17 protein-coding genes are annotated in these 19,600 nt (G+C 59.9%); 7 read left to right on the forward strand and 10 right to left on the reverse strand.

From position 1 onward, the window contains the following. Nucleotides 1-52: 52 nt before the first annotated feature. Entirely contained in the window at nt 53-2,626 is a 2,574-nt protein-coding gene (gene ptsP / locus FDG13_RS13660; RefSeq protein WP_255435254.1) for a phosphoenolpyruvate--protein phosphotransferase, read from the reverse strand. 261 nt (nt 2,627-2,887) lie between these two features. On the opposite strand from ptsP, the gene nagA reads away from it, so the two are divergent. Further along, entirely contained in the window at nt 2,888-4,006 is a 1,119-nt protein-coding gene (gene nagA, locus FDG13_RS13665; protein ID WP_180128821.1) for an N-acetylglucosamine-6-phosphate deacetylase, read from the forward strand. 13 nt (nt 4,007-4,019) lie between these two features. Beyond that, nucleotides 4,020-4,790, forward strand: a complete 771-nt coding sequence (gene nagB / locus FDG13_RS13670) for a glucosamine-6-phosphate deaminase (protein ID WP_180128825.1) — start codon at nt 4,020-4,022, stop codon at nt 4,788-4,790. A 31-nt stretch (nt 4,791-4,821) separates the two neighbouring features. Here nagB and FDG13_RS13675 read toward each other — a convergent pair whose 3' ends face one another. Continuing rightward, on the reverse strand, nt 4,822-5,454 hold the full coding sequence (locus tag FDG13_RS13675; protein ID WP_180128829.1) for a copper homeostasis protein CutC: 633 nt from the start codon (nt 5,452-5,454) through the stop codon (nt 4,822-4,824). Between the two features lie 32 nt (nt 5,455-5,486). Continuing rightward, nucleotides 5,487-6,752, reverse strand: coding sequence for a triacylglycerol lipase (locus FDG13_RS13680; protein ID WP_180128833.1), 1,266 nt, complete (start codon nt 6,750-6,752; stop codon nt 5,487-5,489). 396 nt (nt 6,753-7,148) lie between these two features. Here FDG13_RS13680 and FDG13_RS13685 point away from each other — a divergent pair, with 396 nt between their 5' ends. The 3 genes from FDG13_RS13685 (at nt 7,149) to FDG13_RS13695 (ending at nt 10,452) form a co-directional block, all read left to right on the forward strand. Then, complete coding sequence (locus FDG13_RS13685; RefSeq protein WP_180128836.1) at nt 7,149-8,276, forward strand: type I restriction endonuclease; 1,128 nt, start codon at nt 7,149-7,151, stop codon at nt 8,274-8,276. 160 nt (nt 8,277-8,436) lie between these two features. Continuing rightward, nucleotides 8,437-8,952 (forward strand): GFA family protein, encoded by a 516-nt coding sequence (locus FDG13_RS13690; RefSeq protein ID WP_180128840.1) that lies wholly within the window; start codon nt 8,437-8,439, stop codon nt 8,950-8,952. Between the two features lie 288 nt (nt 8,953-9,240). Next, nucleotides 9,241-10,452 (forward strand): MFS transporter, encoded by a 1,212-nt coding sequence (locus tag FDG13_RS13695; protein WP_255435255.1) that lies wholly within the window; start codon nt 9,241-9,243, stop codon nt 10,450-10,452. A gap of 177 nt (nt 10,453-10,629) precedes the next feature. Here FDG13_RS13695 and FDG13_RS13700 read toward each other — a convergent pair whose 3' ends face one another. From FDG13_RS13700 to FDG13_RS13730, 7 genes are all read right to left on the reverse strand, one after another. Beyond that, nucleotides 10,630-11,667: a DctP family TRAP transporter solute-binding subunit gene (locus FDG13_RS13700; protein ID WP_180129459.1), complete on the reverse strand. Its 1,038-nt coding sequence runs from the start codon at nt 11,665-11,667 to the stop codon at nt 10,630-10,632. A 50-nt stretch (nt 11,668-11,717) separates the two neighbouring features. Continuing rightward, nucleotides 11,718-13,016 (reverse strand): TRAP transporter large permease, encoded by a 1,299-nt coding sequence (locus tag FDG13_RS13705; protein ID WP_180128847.1) that lies wholly within the window; start codon nt 13,014-13,016, stop codon nt 11,718-11,720. Beyond that, nucleotides 13,013-13,540 (reverse strand): TRAP transporter small permease, encoded by a 528-nt coding sequence (locus tag FDG13_RS13710; protein WP_180128851.1) that lies wholly within the window; start codon nt 13,538-13,540, stop codon nt 13,013-13,015. The genes FDG13_RS13705 and FDG13_RS13710 overlap by 4 nt, the downstream gene beginning before the upstream one ends. A 209-nt stretch (nt 13,541-13,749) precedes the next feature. Then, nucleotides 13,750-14,727 carry a pseudouridine synthase gene (locus FDG13_RS13715; protein ID WP_180128854.1) on the reverse strand — a complete coding sequence of 326 codons (978 nt, stop codon included), beginning with the start codon at nt 14,725-14,727 and terminating at the stop codon, nt 13,750-13,752. Between the two features lie 70 nt (nt 14,728-14,797). Further along, nucleotides 14,798-15,271 (reverse strand): RES family NAD+ phosphorylase, encoded by a 474-nt coding sequence (locus tag FDG13_RS13720; protein ID WP_180128857.1) that lies wholly within the window; start codon nt 15,269-15,271, stop codon nt 14,798-14,800. Beyond that, nucleotides 15,271-15,717, reverse strand: a complete 447-nt coding sequence (locus tag FDG13_RS13725) for an antitoxin Xre-like helix-turn-helix domain-containing protein (protein ID WP_180128861.1) — start codon at nt 15,715-15,717, stop codon at nt 15,271-15,273. The genes FDG13_RS13720 and FDG13_RS13725 overlap by 1 nt, the downstream gene beginning before the upstream one ends. A gap of 66 nt (nt 15,718-15,783) precedes the next feature. After that, a complete protein-coding gene (locus FDG13_RS13730) occupies nt 15,784-16,491 on the reverse strand; it encodes a Crp/Fnr family transcriptional regulator (RefSeq protein ID WP_180128863.1) in 708 nt (235 codons plus the stop codon). A gap of 194 nt (nt 16,492-16,685) precedes the next feature. On the opposite strand from FDG13_RS13730, the gene FDG13_RS13735 reads away from it, so the two are divergent. Beyond that, nucleotides 16,686-18,632 (forward strand): long-chain fatty acid--CoA ligase, encoded by a 1,947-nt coding sequence (locus tag FDG13_RS13735; protein ID WP_180128868.1) that lies wholly within the window; start codon nt 16,686-16,688, stop codon nt 18,630-18,632. A 32-nt stretch (nt 18,633-18,664) separates the two neighbouring features. Then, the gene (locus tag FDG13_RS13740; RefSeq protein ID WP_180128872.1) at nt 18,665-19,450 is read left to right on the forward strand and encodes an ABC transporter ATP-binding protein; all 786 of its coding nucleotides are present in this window, start codon (nt 18,665-18,667) and stop codon (nt 19,448-19,450) included. Nucleotides 19,451-19,600 lie beyond the last annotated feature (150 nt).

Consider the following 19,600-nt stretch of genomic DNA (forward strand, 5'->3'; position numbering starts at 1 on the left):
CAGAAATTGACGAAACAACGACTCACCACCGACTTACCTCACTGCCCGGCAGTCATGCCTTGGCAGCATCCAACCACGGCCAAACCTGTCTGACATACGCGCGAATGGCCTCGGCGGATGTCAGTTGCAACACCGCCTGCGCGACCGACTGGCACTCGGCCAGATTCAGTTGGCGCACCACGGACTTGATCTCTGGAATCACTGCGGGGCTCACGGAGAGCTCTGTGGCGCCGAGCCCGATCAGCAAGGGCACGGCCATCGGGTCTGACGCCATCGCGCCGCATACGCCCAGCCATCGGCCACTGCCGGCAGCCCCTTGGGCTGCGAGCGCCAACAGTCGCAACACGGACGGGTGCAGGGCATCCACACGTGCGGCCAGCGCCGGGTTGGTGCGGTCCATACACAAGGCGTACTGAGTCAGATCGTTGCTGCCGACCGAGAAAAAATCCGCTTCCTGCGCCAGTTGATCGGCGAGCACGGCGGCGGCTGGTGTCTCGATCATCACGCCGAGCTCAACACGCTCGGAGACTCCCATCTCCGCTGCCAGGCGATCCAGCACAACACGTGTTGCCACGAGTTCAGCCAGGTCGGTCACCATCGGCAGCATGATCTTCACGGCCGAGCGAGGCTGCACGGCCAGGATCGCACGCAGTTGTTCGGTGAGCAGCGCTTCACGCGCCAGGCTCAGGCGAATACCGCGCTGGCCAAGTGCCGGGTTGTCTTCCTGCGGCATCGGGATGTAGGGCAAAGATTTGTCGGCCCCCACATCCAATGTGCGAATGATGGCGCTGCGCCCCTCCAGCGCGTCGATCACCGCCTGGTAAGCGGCGCGCTGTTCGTCCTGCGTGGGTGCGGTCTGGCGATCCAGGAATAACAACTCGGTACGCAGCAGGCCAACGGACTCGGCGCCGAGTGTCACGGCCTTGGCTGCGTCGGTGGCCGTTGCGATGTTTGCGGCAATTTCAATACGGACGCCGTCGATGGTGACGGCTGGTTCGTGGGCACGGGCCAACATCTGGGCTTGTACTTCCTGGCGTTGGCTGATTTCCGTCAGCGCGGAGACAAGGCGCTCTGGGCTCGGCGCGGTGTCGAGCAGGCCGTTGTTGGCATCCACAATCACCTGGACGCCTGCGGGCACACCCGTCAGGCGTGGCCCGGTGGCGACCAGCGTGGGAATGCCCCGGGCACGGGCGAGTATGGCCACATGTGAGGTGGGTCCACCTTGCGCCGTGACGATGGCTGCCACCCCGGCTTGTTCCAGCGCGGTGAAGTCTGAGGGCAACAGATCGTCGGCCAGCACCACCGCATCGCGGGCAAACAGCGGCGCGGCCCCATCGTCACCGGCCAGCTTGCGCAGCACCTGGCGCTCAATGTCGCGCAGGTCGCTGGCGCGCCCGGCGAGCAGGGGACTGTTGCTTGCCACCAGGATCCGGCATTGGGTTTCTATGGCGGTCTGCCAGGCAAAAGCGGCGCTTTTCCCGGCGGCGATCAGCGTGTTGGATGCAGCCAGCAATTCGGGGTCTTCGACCAGGACACGGTGGGCGGCAAAAATCTCGGCTTGCTCAACAAGCTGGCGCTGCTCGGCATCGGCGACGGCGGTTGCCAGTTCAGCCCCAAGCGCCTGCAGCGCTGCGGTCAGAGCGCGCTGTTCAACGATCTCGCCGTCACCCTGTTCCTTGACAGCACGGATCGCATGTTCAAAACGAGCGGTCAGCCCCATGGCCAGCCCCGGCGAGGCAATCACACCGGCGAACTGGGTCGGTGGCAGGTCATTTCCTGCGCCTAGTTGGGTGAACGTTGTGTGTGTCGGAGCCACGGATGCTGCAACACTGACCGTTTCGAGCGCTGTGATGGCCGCCTCGATGGCATCACCCGCCTGGTGGCCGGTGGCGCGCAGCTCCACTTCCTCACCCTCAGCAACCGACAGTCCCATCATCGCCGTTGCGCTGCGCGCATTGGCGCTGGCGCCGCGCACACGCACCTCAACCGCTGCGGCAAAGGGTTTCAGCGCATTGGCCAGCAGTGCACACGGCCGCGCATGCAATCCGCCGCCATGGCGCACCACAGCCCAGCCATTGGCCGTTTCAACGTCATCGGCTTCGACGGGAGCATTGGCAGGCAGGGCGGCGTCTGTGTTGGTGGCAACCAGTGTCAAGAGCGGGTCCCCCATGGAGATGCTGCTGTGTTCGGCGCGTGAGCTGATGTGAAAGTCGTCACCGTTCTCAATGACCAGGATCACAACCGTCGGTTTGTTTTTGCGCCTGAGCAAATCGATGTCGAACTCGATCAAGGGCTGCCCGGCACGCACCACGTCACCTTGCGCCACGTGTGTGGTAAATCCCTCTCCTTTGAGCAACACGGTATCGACGCCAATATGCAGCAGAATCCGTGCGCCGTTGTCTGCCTCCAGAAAGCAAGCGTGTCGCGACGAGTGCAGCTGCGTGATGCGCCCCGCGCAAGGTGCACTCAACACGCCTTGCCCCGCGTTATGCACCGGGTCAATGGCGATGCCGTCGCCCATCATGCGACCAGCAAAGACAGGGTCTGAAACGTTCTCGATTGCGACAACACGACCACTGGTAAACGCCAACAAATTCAGTTGCGGGAAGCCCATCAAAGTCTCCATCAATTCTCCAGACACCGTCGCCGAACAGCGGGGCTCAGGCACGGCACACGCCGACATGTGTTTATATTAAAACCAGTGTAGTACCAGTTAAATCTGACTGTCAACAGTTTGTCTTGTTGTGAATGGCTTATTTTTCTTTGAAAACAAGTGCTTTGGCGTTGACTGCACCCTCTGAGACGTATGGCGGTCACGGTTGTGGCCACTTGACCTGGTGCCATTGTGGTTCTATAGTGGCATTATCTGAATGAGGAACCCACTTTCATGTCGATATCTCTCACCGGCTGCATCCTGACGCCTGACGGCTGGGTTCGCGGCACGCTCTCTTTTGACGAGCGCATTGCGACCCTTGTCGGGGAAAACGCCGCCGCCCCGCAGCCTGACGACGCCCTGATCCTGCCCGGATTCATTGATTTACATGTGCATGGTGGTGGTGGTGCCGACGTGATGGATGGCAACGGTGCCGTCGACACGGTGGCCCGTTTGCACGCCCGCCACGGCACCACCAGCTTGCTGGCAACAACAATGACCGCACCGCGCGACAGCATCGAACAGGCACTCACCGATGTTGGTCGGGCGATGCGCCAACGCGCTCCTGGTACCGCTCGTATTCTTGGTGTTCACCTGGAGGGGCCGTTCATCAACGCCAGCCGACTGGGGGCGCAACCCAGCGAAGCACGTACCGGCACGATTGAAGAACTCAGCGCCTTACACGCGCTGGCCCCCATCCGCGTGCTGACCCTGGCGCCCGAAATCTCGGGGCACCTCGACTTCATCCGTCAGCTGAAGATTGTCGGCATCATTGCGCAAATCGGCCACAGCAACGGCAGTTACGAAGAGGGGGTGGCTGCGCTCGACGCAGGCGCAGGTGGCTTCACGCACCTGTTCAATGCCATGAGCGAGTTTCACCACCGCAAACCGGGCATGGTGGGCGCCGCACTGGCACATGCCGAGTTTGCCGAGATCATCCCCGACCTGTTGCACGTGCACCCGGGTGCCATCCGCGCCGCACGCCGGGCGATTCCCAAGCTGTATTGCGTGACCGATTCAACCTCTGGCGCTGGCATGCCCGATGGTGAGTACCACCTTGGCTCGCAGTGCGTGACCAAGTGCCTGGGCGGTGTCAGGTTGGCCGATGGCACACTGGCTGGCAGCGTGCTGACCATGGATCAGGCCTTCCGCAACCTGGTGTCGATTGGTATCCCCGCGCATGAAGCGGCGCGCCATGTTTCTACCCATCCGGCGGACTATCTTGGCGAAACCGAACGCGGCCGCCTGCTGCCCGGCGCCTACGCTGACATTGTTGTGATGTCGCCCGAACTGCAACTCACCCAGGTCTTTGTTGAAGGCGAGCCCATCGAGCGGTCGCTGGCATCTCACTGAATAGGAATAGTCGATGGAAATCATCATCCAAGCCACCCCCGAAAGCGCCACCAGCGTTGCCGCGCGCATTGTTGCCCGCCTGCTGCGTGAAAAACCCAACGCGGTTCTCGGGCTGGCCACGGGCAGCACACCGCTGCTGTTGTATCGCGCATTGATTGACATGAAGCTGGACTGGCGCCGTGTGACCACGTTCAACCTGGACGAATACATCGGCCTGCCACAAGACCACCCGCAGTCGTACCACAGCTTCATGTGGGAGAACCTGTTCCGGCACATCAACATCCCCAAGGACAATGTGAACATCCCGGACGGCAACGCCAGTGACATTCCTGGGTGCTGTGCGGCCTACGAGCAGCGCATCCGTGATGCCGGTGGCATTGACCTGCAGATATTGGGGATTGGCACCGATGGCCACATCGGCTTCAACGAACCCACATCGTCACTGGCCTCGCGTACACGCATCAAGACGCTGACACCGCAAACCCGCAAAGACAACGCACGCTTCTTTGGCAGCGAGGCCGAGGTGCCGGGCCACGTCATCACGATGGGCATTGGCACCATCATGGAGGCGCGGCAAAACCTGATGCTGGCCTTCGGCAACAACAAGGCGCGCGCCATTGCCGAAGCGGTGGAAGGGCCGATCACGACCATCAACCCGGCCTCCATCCTGCAGATGCACCCGGACGCCAAGGTCTGCCTCGACGCCGAAGCCGCAGCCCAATTAAAGCGGGCCGAGTACTACCGCTGGGTCTACGACAACAAGCCGGATTGGCAGCATCTGTGACGCCGACATATTCCGTCTCCAAATCGAAAAATCACACGATGTTTTTGCCGTGCAACTCTGTCACGCCGGTGTAGTTGGCCAACTGGCGCCGGTTGTCCGGTAACAGTTTGCCGGCCGCGACGATCTCGATTCGCCGCCCCGGCAGCGCATGCATGGCCTTGAGGGCGTCGCGGCCTTCCCAGGCCGTTGCTTGCCCGCCAGATGTCAACACGCGGGTGATGCCGTGGAGGGTGTTGAGTTGCTTGAACGACGCCTGTACGTCCGTTGAATAGTCAATGGCCTTGTGAAAGGTCACAGCCAGCGGTAACGCGGCGCGAACCAGGCGCTCGGTGTTGTGCATGTCAATCTCGCCGTCCTGGGTCAAAAGTCCAAAAACGACGCCAGCTACACCGGCTTGTTGGCAGCTTTTGATGTCGCGTTCCATCTGATCAAGCTCCGCCTCGGTGTACACAAAATCGCCACCACGCGGGCGGATCATGGCCACCACCGGAATCGACAGGCCCTGCACACACCGCTGCACCAGCTCGTGCGATGGCGTCAGGCCGTCTTGATCCAGCGCTGCGCACAACTCGATACGGTGCGCGCCGCGCTGTTGGGCGGTGATCGCCGCCTCGAACGACTCAACACAAGCCTCAAAGAGCAGAGAAGGAAGATGCGTTGCCATGCTTGTTTGGTTTTTGTTTGTGGGTGACTGGCTCAGACCAGCCATAACAACAACTGCCGCGTCACCAGCGGGCTGCTGAGCAACTGCATGTGGTGGGTGTTGTACAGCACCATCTGGTGTGACGGCGCAAACACCAGGCAACGCGCCGGGTCGTCATGCTGGCCCAAGGCGCTGGGCAGCGGCACCAGGCCGTCGCCCAGCAGGCGGTCGGCCAGGCTGCCGCGTTTGGCGGCGGTGGTGGCCGCCACCGCATAACAGGCGATGTGTTCGGGCAGCGGCACTGGCTGGCGGCGGTCGGGTTGGCGGCGAAAGCGGTCATGGCCCTGCCAGTCCACATCCAGCAGGTGGCCGTAGCGCAGGTCGGTTACGCCCGCGCTGCGCAATTGGCCCAACTTGGCAAACGGGCGGCTGTAGGGTGTGCTGCCCAGCAGCTCGTCGACCCAGTTGCCCGCGCGCTCCAGCGGCGCGCCGTGGTGTGGTGTGCCCAGGAACACGATGCTTTTGACCAGTTCGGGCCATGTCAGTCCGGCCTGGCTCGCATAAAACAGCGCACTGCGGATCAGCAGACCGCCCATGCTGTGCGCCAGCACGGTGATCTGGTTCAGCGCCGTGGGCCCGCGCGCAACCAGTGCTTCGAGCTGGTTGGCCAGCGCATGGCCGTTTTGCGACACATGCAGGCCGCTGTTGTAACGCAGGTACACCGGGGTGTAGCCCAGTGCACTGGCCAGGCTGCTGGCGTGGTTGAGACTGTGGCCCTGGCGCAGGGTGGTCCACTGCAGGTCGTTCATACACAGGCCGTGGATCACCAGCAGCAGCTTCGGCTCTGTGCGGGTGAGCGCCAGGTTGGATGTCAAATTGGCCTCTAGCCCTTGTATATCCTGGGTTGATTGCTCTGGTAAACGCAGCGTCATCGGCAACGCCAGCGGGTTGCCACTGGCAGCCAGGCGGTCACCCATCACACCATTCAGGGCCGCGATCACCGCAAGGCGTTCGGGTGATTCGTCGTTTTGGTCTTCCACGTCCTGCAGCAGCGGCTCCAGGCGCCGCAGGGCCGCCTGGACGCCGCGTCCGACCAGCGCGGTGGCTGCATGGATGCCCTGGTAAACCAATGCGGTCAGGCCGGTGGTGTGCGCGGGCGTGGCCCCATGTGAGGCCCCCAGCGTGCGCCAGACCGACTGGTGCACCCCCTCGGTGATGCCCGCAATGGCGTGGGTGGCTTGTGTTGCCAGCAATGCCGCCGCACGCAAATCAGAGGCGCGTAAATGCCGGGACTTTTTGGCAGGGCGTGGTGTGACCATATGCCATTGTGGCAAAGGCAGGGGTATGTGATTAGGCGGAGATACCAGGGATGGCTCAGTGTGTCGGTTGGCTGAACGCCCTCAATGCCGTCATATTGTCGGGTTTCGCATTTGTCCGTTGCGCCCGTACCACCGTGTCAAATAAGCTGCTTCGTTCCAGTCGAGTCCAAAGGGTTACGGGGCTATAGTGTTTGCAACGAAGCACCCTGCGTATCTGATCAAGCAAGCAATTCAACTGGGATGAATGGAACCGGAAATTCGCTCAAAACACATAGTTTCGTGTTCAGGCTAGTTATCTTTAACCTTGATTTTGGCATATGCGAAAACGTAATCTGAGTTTCTTTTGATGTGGTTATTGGTTTATTTTTCAATCAAGCTAACTAAGGTGGAGGAATGATGGATTTCATTGATCAGCTACGAGTTCTCGGTGCACGTATCGCAACTACAAAAGACATAATTCAAACGGAAGAAGCGACAAAAAATGCAATGATTATGCCGTTTATTCAAATACTTGGGTACAACGTATTTGATCCGCTTGAAGTGACGCCAGAATTAATAGCTGATATTGGAACAAAAAAGGGAGAAAAGGTTGATTATGCAATTTTGAGAGATGGAAAACCCATCATTCTTTTTGAATGCAAGAAAAGTGGTGGCGATTTAAGCATCAATCATGCAGCACAATTGTTTAGATATTTCCATGTGACTGAAGCCAGATTTGGTGTTTTGACGAATGGGCTCACCTATCGTTTCTTCACAGATCTTGAACAGCCTAACAAGATGGATGAGAAACCATTTTTTGAATTCAACATCTTAGACTTCAAAGAGCGTGACGTTGAAGAGCTCAAAAAGTTTGCGAAAGCAGCTTTTGATCTCGACACGATCCTTACCACAGCCAATGAACTGAAGTACACCCGTGTCATTCAGTCAAAATTGGCTGAATGGATGATAAATCCGAGTGAAGAGTTTGTCAGGTTGGTTTCAGCCGAGTTGGTTGGAGCAAAAAGATTTACGCCACAAGTCAAAGATCAATTTACTTCTGTTGCAAAACGGGCATTTGAACAGCTCATTGGCGAGAAGATAAATGAACGACTGAAAGGAGCCATGGCACCAGAATCAGTCACCATTGCAGAACGTGTTCCTCAGTTATCTCAACAAGTCAATGTCGAAAATGTAAACGTGATTCCTATTGCACCAGAATCGACGATTGTTACTTCGGCGGAAGAGTTGGAGGCATTTCATACGATTCGTGCCATCCTTCGCGGGACAGTTCCCGCCAAACGAGTATTTATGCGTGATGCACAGAGCTATTGCGCCATTTTGTTGGATGACAATAACAGAAAGGCAGTCTGTCGTCTACGCTTTAACAATACTCAAAAGCTCAAGCTTGGCATTTTTAATGATCAGAAGGATGAGTTAATATATGATCTTGAGTCCATTGAAGATATATTCAATTATTCAGAACAAATTAAAGTTACCGTTCATTCTTATCTCACACCTTCCGGGAATAAAGGGTGTGAGGCCTAAACAGACTGCCAGTGGAACCTTGGCTGACGGACTTGCGGTTTTCTCGCCACTCTTGGGTATCGCGTTGTTCACTTTGACTGATCGGGCGTATGTCGACCTCATCAACGCAGCCCGTGCCTGACAAGATCGACATCCGTAGGTGCCAACATCCCAAACCACCATGATCACCACCACCCTGTTCCCCCTCGAAGGCGGCTGCGATTGCCGTGCCGTGCGGTATCGCCTGGAGACGGCGCCGCTGTTTGTGCATTGTTGCCACTGTCGCTGGTGCCAGCGCGAGTCGGGCGCCGCGTTTGCGCTCAACGCGATGATCGAAGCAGATCGGGTCACCAACTTGGGTGTTGAACCCGAGCTGGTGCACACCCCGTCCAACAGCGGCTTGGGGCAAAAAATTGCACGCTGCCCGAGCTGTCGTGTGGCGCTCTGGAGCCACTACGCAGGTGCCGGGCCCGTGCTCATGTTTGTGCGTGTTGGCACGTTGGACCAGCCCGACGTGTTGCCGCCAGACATCCACATCTTTACCCAGTCCAAACAGCTCTGGCTGGTCCTTGGTGACGCTGTGCCCGCCATGCCCGAGTACTACGACCGCGAGCAGCACTGGCCGCCCGAGAGCCTGGCGCGTTGGCTGGACGTTCTGCCTGCTGTTCAGGCCTACCGGGCTTCGTTGAAACGTTGAGGTTTGGGGCCACGCGCCAGCGGCGTTGACGAAGGCGCTTCACCTGATGTCGTCCAATTGAGTGGCTGCAATAACTATTCAAGTTGTAGCTGTCTGTCCTTATTAGAAAAGGGCTTGAGGCCAATTTGTTGCGCAAGTAGCGCGGGTGCCAGCCACCTCCCAGCGCAAGTTCATTTGAACCAAGCTGGCGCACGGTTTAGCAAGCCCACGCCGCCATAATGAGATGACCTAGAGTCTCGTTTAACAGCGCAGGTTCCGAGTCCATCGCATCACTTTTCGCCGGCGCACATGCTCAAAAAGTCCATCACAAACTACAAAGCAGTTCCTCCTCTGGTGTGGAAGGTCTTGCTCACGCAGTTTTTGATGAACTCGTCGCACTTCATGACCGTATCGCTGCTGGCGGTGTACATGGTCAACACGCTCAAGTTCGGTGCTTGGGAGGTGGCCACGGTGATGACGGCCAACCTCATTTCTGCCCAAGTGCTGCCGTTTTTGTTTGGGCTGATGGCAGACAAGTATGGCTTTCGGCTTTTTATGGCGGGTGGGCTGTTGCTGCGTGCATTGGGGCTGCTTGGTTTTGTTTTTGGACAGGGCTGGCTCGAGTTGGCGGCGATGGCCTTGGTCATGGGGGTTGGTGTGGCCATGTATGAATCGTCGGTGTACCCGTTCTTTTCCAAACAACCCTTGCCGATTGCCACCCGCGCCTTTGTCTTGAACAACCAGATGTTGAACATGGGTGTGGTGGTGGGGCCGCTGCTGTCGGGTGTGCTGTTGATGTATGACGTGCGGCTGGCGTTTGTGGTGAGCAGTTTTTTGTTTGGTTGTCTGGGGTTATGGGTGTTTGCACAAAAAAACATCGATGCCTCTTTGACCCAAGGGACGGTTGTGCTTGTGAGTCTGAAGCGGGTGTTGAACGACCGCCGGTTTTTCTTCTTTCTGCTGGCGGTGGTGCCGTGGTACTTTTTGTTCGCCCAACTGTATGTGTCGTTCCCGATTTACCTGAGCCAGATCGCCGGTGACGCGGCGGTGCCCAAGATGTTTTTGGTGAATGGTTTGGTGGGCCTGGTGTTTATGGTGGTCACCATGACCGTGATGGAAACGGCTGCACCGCGCACTGTTTTGCCACGGGTGTATGTGATGGCGGTGGTCTTTTTCTTTGCGGCGCCGCTGTTGCCCACGGCCTGGTGGTTTCTGGTCTTTGTCGGGTGTTACACGATGGTGGAGACCTTGATCCTCCCAGCGATTGAAACCCTGGTGACCGAGCTGGCGCCGGATGGCAGCCAAAGCACCTTCTTCGGGGCGCTCAGCGTGGCCTCGGCCATAGGTGGTTCGCTGGGTTATTTTGCTGGCAGCTGGATGACACTCAACATGGATGGCCACACCATGTGGTCGATTTTCTCGGGTGTGGCTGCGCTTGGGGCCGCCTTGTCTTTCTGGTTTGTCAAAACCCAAAGTGGCTTGCGGCTCGGCTCAAAACAGTTACCCCAATCAACTATTTAAATAGTAGCTGCTAGCCCTTATTCCAAAAGGGCTAGAGGGCAATTTTTTGCATAAAAAAGCTGGCAACCGAACCATGCCGTTACTGTTGCCCAGGCTGCAACAACAAACGGGCTGCCCAAAAACAAATGGGCGACAGCCCAAGCCATCGCCCACTGAAGTGGCTGTGTTGTCCGTGTTTTATTTCTTGCGTGCCGCAATCGCCTTTTCGGCGCTGGTCACCAGATCGGCGCCAATGGTGGTTTTCCACTTGTTGTAGACCGGGCGGGTGGCGGCCACAAAGGCGTCGCGCTCGGCCGGGCTGAGTTGGGTCACGGTCACGCCCAGGCCAGTAATTTCTTTGAGCAGCGGCTGGCCAGGTTCGACCAGGCCTTTGCGGGCGATTTCGATCTCTTGTTTACCCGCATCGATGGCGGCTTCACGCACGATGACTTTGTCCGCCGGTGTCCAGCTGTTCCAGATTTCCTTGTTGACCACAAAAATCAGCGGGTCGGCCACGTAGCCCCACATCGTGATGTTTTTCTGGCTGACGTTGTGCAGTTTGGCTGCAGTGAAGATCGACAGCGGGTTTTCCTGGCCGTCCACCGCACCGCTGGCAAAGGCGGGTTGAGCGTCGGCCCAGCTCATCTGGGTGGGGTTGGCGCCCAGCGCGGTGAAGGTGTCCAGAAACAGCGGTGAGCCCACCACACGGATCTTCAGGCCCTTGAGGTCGGCAGGGGTACGCACGACACGTTTGGAATTGCTGAGTTCACGGTAACCGTTTTCGCCCCAGGCCAGTGGCACCACGCCGGCTTTGTAGAGGGTGGTAAACACTCTATCGCCCACCTCACCCTGGGTGAGTGCGTCCACGGCCGCGTAGTCGGGCATCAGGAAGGGCATGGAGAACAGGTTGAGCTGTTTGACCTGGGGTGACCAGTTGATGGTGGAGCCCACCGCCATGTCGATCACGCCCTGACGCAGCGCGCTGAATTCACGCGTCTGGTCACCCTGGATCAGCGAGACGCCGGGATAGAGCTTGATGTTGATGCGGCCTTTGGTGCGTTCCTTGACCAGGTCGGCCCAGATCTGGCCACCCTTGCCCCAGGGGAAGGCCGTGCCCAGCACCAGCGACATGCGGTACTCCGACTTGTACGACGACTGGGCCATGGCCGTGCTTGACATCGCGCCCAGCGCCGCCGCAGCGGCCACCAAACCCAGCAAGCTTCTACGCAGTTTCAACATTGTCTATCTCCTATTGTTAAAAAAATGAACCGACTCTCAAACCCAACTCAATAACCCAGTCTTGTGGGCAGCCACAGCGCCACCGACGGGAAGATGATCACCAGCAGCAACACACACAGCAGCGCCATCAACAGCCAGACCACCCAGCGCACGGTTTCTTCCATGCGCACCCCGGCGATGCGGCAGGTCACCATCAGGTTCACCGCAATCGGTGGGGTGAACTGGCCCAGTGCCACCATCAGTGTCAGCAGCACACCAAACCACACTGGGTCCCAGTGGTAGAAGTTCACGATGGGCAGCAACAGCGGCACAAAGATCAAAAAGATCGAGATCCCGTCCAGAAACATGCCCACGGCCACCAGCATCAGCATCAGCAGGGCCAGCACACCGTATTCGCCCAGCCCCGAGTTCACAATCGCCTGGGTGACCGGGTCAATGATGCCCAGGGTGGACAAAGAATAAGCAAAAATGCCCGCCAGCGACACCACCAGCAGGATGATGGCGGACAGCTCGCCCGACTCTCGCAAGATCTCGAACAGGTCGCGCACTTTGATCGTGCGGTAAATCACCATGCCCACGAACAAGCCGTAAAACACCGCCACCACGGCCGCCTCGGTCGGGGTGAACCAGCCCGCACGCATGCCGCCCAAAATCAGCAGCGGCGCGGCCAGGCCCCAGGATGCCTCGCGCAGGCTGGCCCAGAACGGTGGGCGTGGCAACTGCGCCTCTTGCTGGCCCATGCCATGTTGGCGCGACAGCCAGACTGCCGGCACCATCAGCGCCAGCCCCACCAGCAGGCCGGGCACCATGCCTGCGGCAAAAATGGCGGGCACCGACACCCCCGGCACCAGCACCGAATACACGATGAACGCAATCGACGGCGGGATCAGGATGTCGATGGCTGATGCCGCCCCCACCACACTGGCCGAGAACGCAGGCACGTACCCGGCGCGGGTCATGGCGGCAATCATCACCCCACCCACCGCCGCAGCGGTGGCCGGGCCAGATCCCGAAATACCGCCCATCAGCATGGCCACCGCAATCACCACCAGCGGCAACATGCCCGGGCCACGCCCGACGATGGCAATCGCAAAGTTGACCAGGCGCAGCGCCACACCTGAGCGGTCAAAAATCGCGCCCACCAGCACAAACATCGGAATCGCCAGCAGCGGGTATTTGCCCAGCCCGGCGTAAAAATTCTGCGGCACCGCCAGCAGGCCAAACCACTGGGAATCCAAATTGGCCAGCGCAATCGCTGCCGCACCGGCCAGGCCCAGCGCCGCTCCAATCGGCACACCCAGCAGCATCATGCCCAGAAACACCACAAACAACAGGGTGGCGATCATGGCTGTTTGCCCCGGCGAATGAACAGGCCCAAGGCGCGCAGCGCAATGGCCAAGGAAAGCACCGGCAACCAGACCGTGTACCACCACTGCGGTACCCCAATGCCGGGCGAGGTTTCGCCGTATTGGAAGTCGTCGTACACCGTGCGCACACTCAACACCGCCAGCAGCGTGAACAACACACACACCATCAGTGCGCCAAACCGTGCCAGCGCACGCTGGCGCGCCGGTGAGCCACTGTCGGCAAAAAACTCGATGCGGATCTGCCGGTTGCGCGCCACCGAGGCCGAGCCCGCCACCAGCGCCAGCACAATCATCAGGAACACCGAGAACTCCTCGGTCCAGGCAAAGGACTCGTTGGTGAAGTAGCGCACCAGCACATTGCTGAAGGTGATCAGCGCCAGCAGCGCCATCACGATGACCGTGAGCCAGTCTTCGATCTTGAGCGGGACGCGGGTTTTTTCTTCCGGCTGGCTGGGGTCATGGACCTCAAGGGGCAGGTGGCTTGGCTCGTGGGGCAAGTGCATGGTCAAAAGGGGGTTGGTGCTCAAAGGCCCAGGCATGACAACACCAGGCGTTCAGTGTGCGGGTTGGCCATGTCATGTCTGTTTTTTGAAGAGGTTCAGGGCGTTCTTGGGCTGTTGCCGTGTGCAACAGTGCTGGCGCGAGACGGCAGAGGCCCCATTGGGCGGCCAGTCATGTCCGTCACATCACCCAGGTCCGGCACTTGCCGGGTTCAAAACTGCTCGTGTGGTGCCAGGTAACGCCATTGCCCAACGGGCAGGTTCCCCAGCATCACGCGGCCAATACGCACGCGTTTTAAACCAACCACTTTCAGGCCAACCTGCTCGCACATGCGCCGGATCTGGCGCTTTTTGCCCTCGGTCAGGACGAAGCGAAGCTGTTCTGGATTTTGCCACTCAACCAGCGCCGGTTTGAGTTTTTGGCCATCCAGACTCAGGCCATGGCGCAACAAGGCCAGTTTGGCTGCGGGAAACACCGACTGCACATCGGTGCTGATGGGGTCGTCATCGTCGATGCGGCTGAGTTGCTGAGTGGCGCCAGCTGCTTGCGGCGCGCGTGCAACCGGGCGCGCTGCGTAGGTGGCAGCGGCCGAGTTGGCAGCAGCGGTGTTCTCGACCCCGGTGTAGATCACCCGCACCAGGTATTCCTTTTCCATGGTGGCGTCTTCACCAATCAGCTGGCGCGCCACCCGCCCGTCTTGGGTGAGCACCAAGAGGCCGGTGGAGTCGATGTCGAGCCGCCCGGCGGGCACCAGGCTTTTGAGCTGGCTCGGGTGGAAGAAAAAGCGGGCGTTGTCATCAACCCAGCGGTTTTGCGGCTGCACCAGGGTGATAGCGGGTTGGTGGCCGTCTTCGGCCTGGCCACTCACCAGACCCAGCGGTTTGTTGATCAGCACCGTGACCTGTTTGGCTTGTGCGCCTTTGGCCTGTTTGTCGATTTCGATCTTGACGTCGGGACTGACCTGCATGCCCATCTCGGCCACCTGGCCGTTGACCTTGACCCAGCCTTTGCTGATCCAGTCATCGGCCTCACGGCGTGATGCCAGGCCGAGTTCGGCCATGCGTTTGTTCAGCCGCAAGGTGCCGTTGGCACCAAAAGCTGCGGTGTTGTTTTGCCCGGCAGGAATAGGCGCCTTGGGGGCAGGGGGGGCGGCACGGCGGAACACGGGGGGCTGTTGAGGTGTGGTCATGGTATGAAATGTGTAGCTATGAATGCTTGTTATATAAGGGCTTGAGGCGTATTTGTCTTGTAAACAAGGGTTAGCTGCGTAGCAGCCGTCTATCTGTCTCCAGCGGCTCTGGCGGGCCGATGGTGATGCGCTGGAAATCCGGATGCAGCGGGTTGATCAAAAAATTGCTCTCGGCGGGTACCACCGCACTGGGCACCACCAGCACCGCGCTGCGCAGCTCACGCAGCCACTGCGCACCGATGGACTGTAAGGCCACGCGGGCGTTGGGTGTGCGCCAGTCAGGCGGCAGGTCGGCTGGCAACAGGGTGTGGATGGAGACATGGGTCGGTAGGTGCGCCGGGATCAGCACATAGTGGGCGCGTAACGGGTCGTCTTGCACCAACATCTCCAGCAGCGCCAGCGAGCGGCTCTGGGCGGTGTAGACAACCGACTGCCCGAGCCGGTTCCAGCGACCGCCAAACAGGCGAGCACCTTCCCCCGAAAACGCACCGTCGACAAATCGCCGTGTGGTGATGCGCCAGACCGTCTGCCCGATTTCCAGCATCAGGCAAACACACCGTGTTCAATGCGGCCCAGCGCGCTCAGCACGGCGGCCGAGCCTGGCTCGGTATCCAGCAGCGCCAGCGGGGTGCTGCCAGACAGCGAGGCATTCGGGCTTTTTAACCAGTCCAGCGCGGCGCGTTGGTCCTCAAACACCTCCACCGACCGCTGCACCACCTGCGCCAGGCGCACCAGCTTGCCTGACTCGTCCCGGCTCAGCACACCTTCCTTCTTGCGCCGTGCCAGCGTGCGCTCCGGAATGTCCAGCGCACGAGCGAGTTCGGCCTGGCCAATGCCGACCACACGCAGCGCAGCGTCCACCGCGCTGGCCGGAATGCCCTGGCGCACTAGGCCCACCCACTCCAGCACCGACTGCGGCAGCCCGCGCAGCACCGGCTCACCGCCCAGCACCGTGGCGGCAGACAGGTTAGTCAAACTTGCAACCCCCATGACATCTCTCCAAAAATTGCCATATGGCATTGATTGTATGCAAATATGGCAGATTTGACAGGTTCATCAGAACATCCCGCTGCGCAGCGCCTGCAGGTTCACCACCCGCAGGCCGCCGTATTCAACGGCAATGGCGCCCTCGGCGGCCAGGGTGGTCAGGGCCTGGTTGACACGCTGGCGCGACAGGCCGACCAGGTAGGCCAGCTCTTGCTGGGTGATGCGCAGCACCGTGCCCAGGCCCGGGTAGAGCACCGGGTTGAACAGCGCGGCCAGGCTGCGCGCCACGCGGATGTTGGGGTTGCTCATGCGGTCGATCTCGCGCGCGGCAATGAACTGGCCCAGGCGCTCGTTGAGCTGTTTCATGACAAAGCGGTTGAAGCCGAGCGAGTGGTCCAGCAGCCAGTGGAAGGTGTCCACATGCAGGCCGGCCACCAGGCTTTTGCGCAGCGCCTGGATGTTGTAGCGGTAGGCCTCGCGTTTGAGGGCGGTGCCCTCACCAAACCAGCCGCCGGGTGGCACGCCGGTGAAAGTCATGGTCTGGCCGTCGATGTTGTCGGCGCTCATTTTCAAGAGGCCATCGACCAGGCCAAACCAGTAGGTCACCGGGCGCCCGGTGCGGCAGATGAGTTCACCGGCCAGGGTCTCGGCGATCTTGAGGTCCTGCACCGCACGTTCACGCTCCTCGGGCAGCAGCAGCTTAAGCCAGGGGATCACCTCTAGCTCGGAGGCGGTCAGGGGGCGGCGGCGTTGCAGCAGTGGGGCATCAGCGGTCATAAACGATCTGTGTGGGTGACAAGGCGGTGTCTGCGGGGGCCGTTTGAACAGGGAAAACACCTATCGGTAAAACGCTGAATTGTCGTCCAAACGACAAACAAGCGTCAAAGTGAGTCCTATCATTACAGCCAATGCAGCCTGCCCCCGGCGCTCACGGGCAGAGCCAAAAAAGGCCATAGAGACAAGGTACCGAGATGCAAACGACGTTCCCTCAACTGTTGCTCAAACACGCCAGCCTGCGGCCCTCTGATACCGCCATGCGCGAGAAGGAGTACGGCATCTGGCAGGCCACCAGCTGGGCCGACATGGCGCAACTGGTCGAACACCTGGCGTGTGGCCTGCACCAGGCGGGCTTGCGCCAGCACCAGCACATGATCGTGATCGGCGCCAACCGCCCGCGCCTGTACGCCACCATGCTGGCGGTGCAGTCGCTCGGTGCGGTGCCGATTGCGCTGTACCAGGACGCGGCGGCGATGGAGTGTGTGTTCCCGATCAACAACGCCGAGGTGAGTTTTGCTTTTGCCGAAGACCAGGAGCAAGTTGACAAGCTGCTGGAGATCCGCGAGCACTGCCCGCAGCTCCAACACCTCTGGTATGACGACCCGCGTGGCCTGCGCAATTACGACGAACCGGGCCTGGCCGCGCTCGATGAGCTGATTGCGGCTGGCAAAGCCTTTGCGGCCATCCACACCGATTTTTTCAAGAGTGAAGTGGCCAAGGTCCGGCCCAACGATGTGGCGGCGATGTTTTTCACCAGCGGCACCACCGGCAACCCCAAGGGTGTGGTGCACACCCACGACACCTTGCTGAACCGGGCACGCGCCGGGGCCGACTTTGACAAACTGACCCACCACGAAGACGTGTTGGCCTACCTGCCACCGGCCTGGATCGGGCAAAACATCTTCAGCTACGCCCAGTGGCTCAGTTGCGGTTATGTGGTGAACTGCCCCGAGTCGGCTGCCACGGTGACGATTGACCTCAAAGAAATTGGTCCGACCTATTACTTTGCGCCACCGCGTGTGTTTGAAGGCCTGCTCACCAGCGTGATGATCCGCATGGAAGACGCGGGTGCCTTCAAACGCAAGATGTTCCAGTTTTTCATGGATTTGGCCAAACGCGTCGGGCCGACGCTGATGGACGGCAAATCGGTGGGTGCGGGCGACCGGCTGCTCTACGCGCTGGGTGATGTGCTGGTGTATGGCCCCTTGCGCAACAACCTGGGTTTCAGCCGGGTGCGCGTCGCCTACACCGCAGGTGAGGCGATTGGGCCGGATCTGTTCAGCTTTTACCGCTCGATTGGCATCAACCTCAAGCAGCTCTACGGCTCCACCGAAACTGCCGTGTTTGTCTGCCTGCAGCCCGACCACGAGGCGCGCGCCGACACCGTGGGTGTGCCGTGTGCCGGGGTCGAGATCAAGGTGGCCGACAACGGCGAGATTCTGGTCAAGTCGCCAGGCTTGCTCAAAGGTTATTTCAAAAACCCCGAAGCCACGGCCGAGGTGTTGACCCCGGACGGCTGGTACCACACCAGCGACGCCGGGTTTCTGGACGCTCACGGCCACCTCAAGATCATCGACCGGGTCAAGGACGTGGGCCGCATCCAGGGCGGCGTCAACGACGGCGCGATGTTTGCGCCCAAGTACGTCGAAAACAAGCTCAAGTTCTTTCAGCACATCAAAGAAGTGGTGGCCTATGGCGACGGACGCGACAAGGTCTGCGTCATGATCAACATCGACTTTGATGCGGTGGGCAACTGGGCCGAGCGGCGCAACCTGCCCTACGCCGGTTACACCGACCTGGCGCAAAAGCCCGAGGTCTACCAGCTGGTCAAGGAGTGTGTGGAGAAGGTCAACGCCGATTTGAGTGTGGACGCCCTGCTGGCGGGCAGCCAGGTCAGCCGTTTCCTGGTCTTGCACAAGGAGCTCGACGCCGACGACGGTGAGCTGACCCGCACCAACAAGGTCCGCCGGGGCTTCATTGCCGAGAAATACGACGTGTTGATCGACGCGCTCTACGGCGGCAAAACCAGCCAGTTCATTGAAACCCAGGTCAAGTTTGAAGACGGCCGCACCGGCAAGGTCAGCGCCACCTTACGCATCGACGATGCCAAGACCTTTGCCCCCGTCAAGGCTGCGGCCTGAGCCGCTGGCCTCACCCGACATAAAGCTAACCTATGGCAAGCAAACACATCGGCGACGTCATTCTGGACGTCAAGAACATCTCTCTGAGTTTTGGTGGTGTCAAGGCGCTGACCGACATCAGCTTCAACGTGCGCGAGCATGAGGTGCGCGCGATCATCGGCCCCAATGGTGCGGGTAAAAGTTCGATGCTCAACTGCGTCAACGGCGTTTACCGCCCTCAGCAGGGTGCGATCACGTTCAGAGGCCAGACCTTCAGCCACATGGACAGCTACCAGGTGGCCAGCATGGGCATCGGGCGCACCTTCCAGAACCTGGCGCTGTTCAAGGGCATGAGTGTGATCGACAACATCATGACCGGGCGCAACCTCAAGATCAAAAGCAATTTGTTCCTGCAGGCGCTGCGCATCGGCCCGGCCCAGCGCGAAGAGGAAAAACACCGCGAGTTTGTCGAACACATCATCGACTTTCTCGAAATCCAGGCGTTCCGCAAAACCCCGGTCGGCCAGCTGCCCTACGGCCTGCAAAAACGCGTCGATCTGGGCCGCGCGCTGGCGATGGAGCCGCAACTGCTGCTGCTGGACGAACCCATGGCCGGCATGAACGTCGAGGAAAAGCAGGACATGAGCCGTTTTGTGCTCGACGTGAACGAGGAGTTCGGCACCACCATCGTGCTGATCGAACACGACATGGGTGTGGTGATGGACATCAGCGACCGCGTGGTGGTGCTGGACTACGGCAAGAAGATCGGCGACGGCACGCCGGATGAAGTGCGCAGCAATGAAGAGGTCATCAGCGCTTATTTGGGTACCGGGCATTAACCATGCAGCACACAAACACGGAAGCAAATATGAAGCCTATGCGCCACCACCACACGAAGCCAGAGATGCCGTGGAACCGGCTTCGCCGGGCCACTGGCATCGCCCCCTTGAGGGGGGAGGCGGCTACGCGAAGCGAGCACGCAACGGGGG

It is taken from the genome of Rhodoferax sp. BLA1, assembly GCF_013416775.1.
In the GTDB taxonomy this organism is placed as follows: Bacteria; Pseudomonadota; Gammaproteobacteria; order Burkholderiales; family Burkholderiaceae_C; genus Rhodoferax.

Bases quoted from the DNA above. Each gene is read 5' to 3' on its own strand.
- ptsP (WP_255435254.1), bottom strand. From the start codon at position 2,626: ATGGAGACTTTGATGGGCTTCCCGCAACTGAATTTGTTGGCGTTTACC.
- FDG13_RS13695 (WP_255435255.1), top strand. From the start codon at position 9,241: ATGCTCAAAAAGTCCATCACAAACTACAAAGCAGTTCCTCCTCTGGTG.
- FDG13_RS13730 (WP_180128863.1), bottom strand. From the start codon at position 16,491: ATGACCGCTGATGCCCCACTGCTGCAACGCCGCCGCCCCCTGACCGCC.
- FDG13_RS13675 (WP_180128829.1), bottom strand. From the start codon at position 5,454: ATGGCAACGCATCTTCCTTCTCTGCTCTTTGAGGCTTGTGTTGAGTCG.
- FDG13_RS13740 (WP_180128872.1), top strand. From the start codon at position 18,665: ATGGCAAGCAAACACATCGGCGACGTCATTCTGGACGTCAAGAACATC.
- FDG13_RS13690 (WP_180128840.1), top strand. From the start codon at position 8,437: ATGATCACCACCACCCTGTTCCCCCTCGAAGGCGGCTGCGATTGCCGT.
- FDG13_RS13715 (WP_180128854.1), bottom strand. From the start codon at position 14,727: ATGACCACACCTCAACAGCCCCCCGTGTTCCGCCGTGCCGCCCCCCCT.
- nagA (WP_180128821.1), top strand. From the start codon at position 2,888: ATGTCGATATCTCTCACCGGCTGCATCCTGACGCCTGACGGCTGGGTT.
- FDG13_RS13720 (WP_180128857.1), bottom strand. From the start codon at position 15,271: ATGCTGGAAATCGGGCAGACGGTCTGGCGCATCACCACACGGCGATTT.
- nagB (WP_180128825.1), top strand. From the start codon at position 4,020: ATGGAAATCATCATCCAAGCCACCCCCGAAAGCGCCACCAGCGTTGCC.
- FDG13_RS13735 (WP_180128868.1), top strand. From the start codon at position 16,686: ATGCAAACGACGTTCCCTCAACTGTTGCTCAAACACGCCAGCCTGCGG.
- FDG13_RS13710 (WP_180128851.1), bottom strand. From the start codon at position 13,540: ATGCACTTGCCCCACGAGCCAAGCCACCTGCCCCTTGAGGTCCATGAC.
- FDG13_RS13685 (WP_180128836.1), top strand. From the start codon at position 7,149: ATGGATTTCATTGATCAGCTACGAGTTCTCGGTGCACGTATCGCAACT.
- FDG13_RS13725 (WP_180128861.1), bottom strand. From the start codon at position 15,717: ATGGGGGTTGCAAGTTTGACTAACCTGTCTGCCGCCACGGTGCTGGGC.
- FDG13_RS13705 (WP_180128847.1), bottom strand. From the start codon at position 13,016: ATGATCGCCACCCTGTTGTTTGTGGTGTTTCTGGGCATGATGCTGCTG.
- FDG13_RS13680 (WP_180128833.1), bottom strand. From the start codon at position 6,752: ATGGTCACACCACGCCCTGCCAAAAAGTCCCGGCATTTACGCGCCTCT.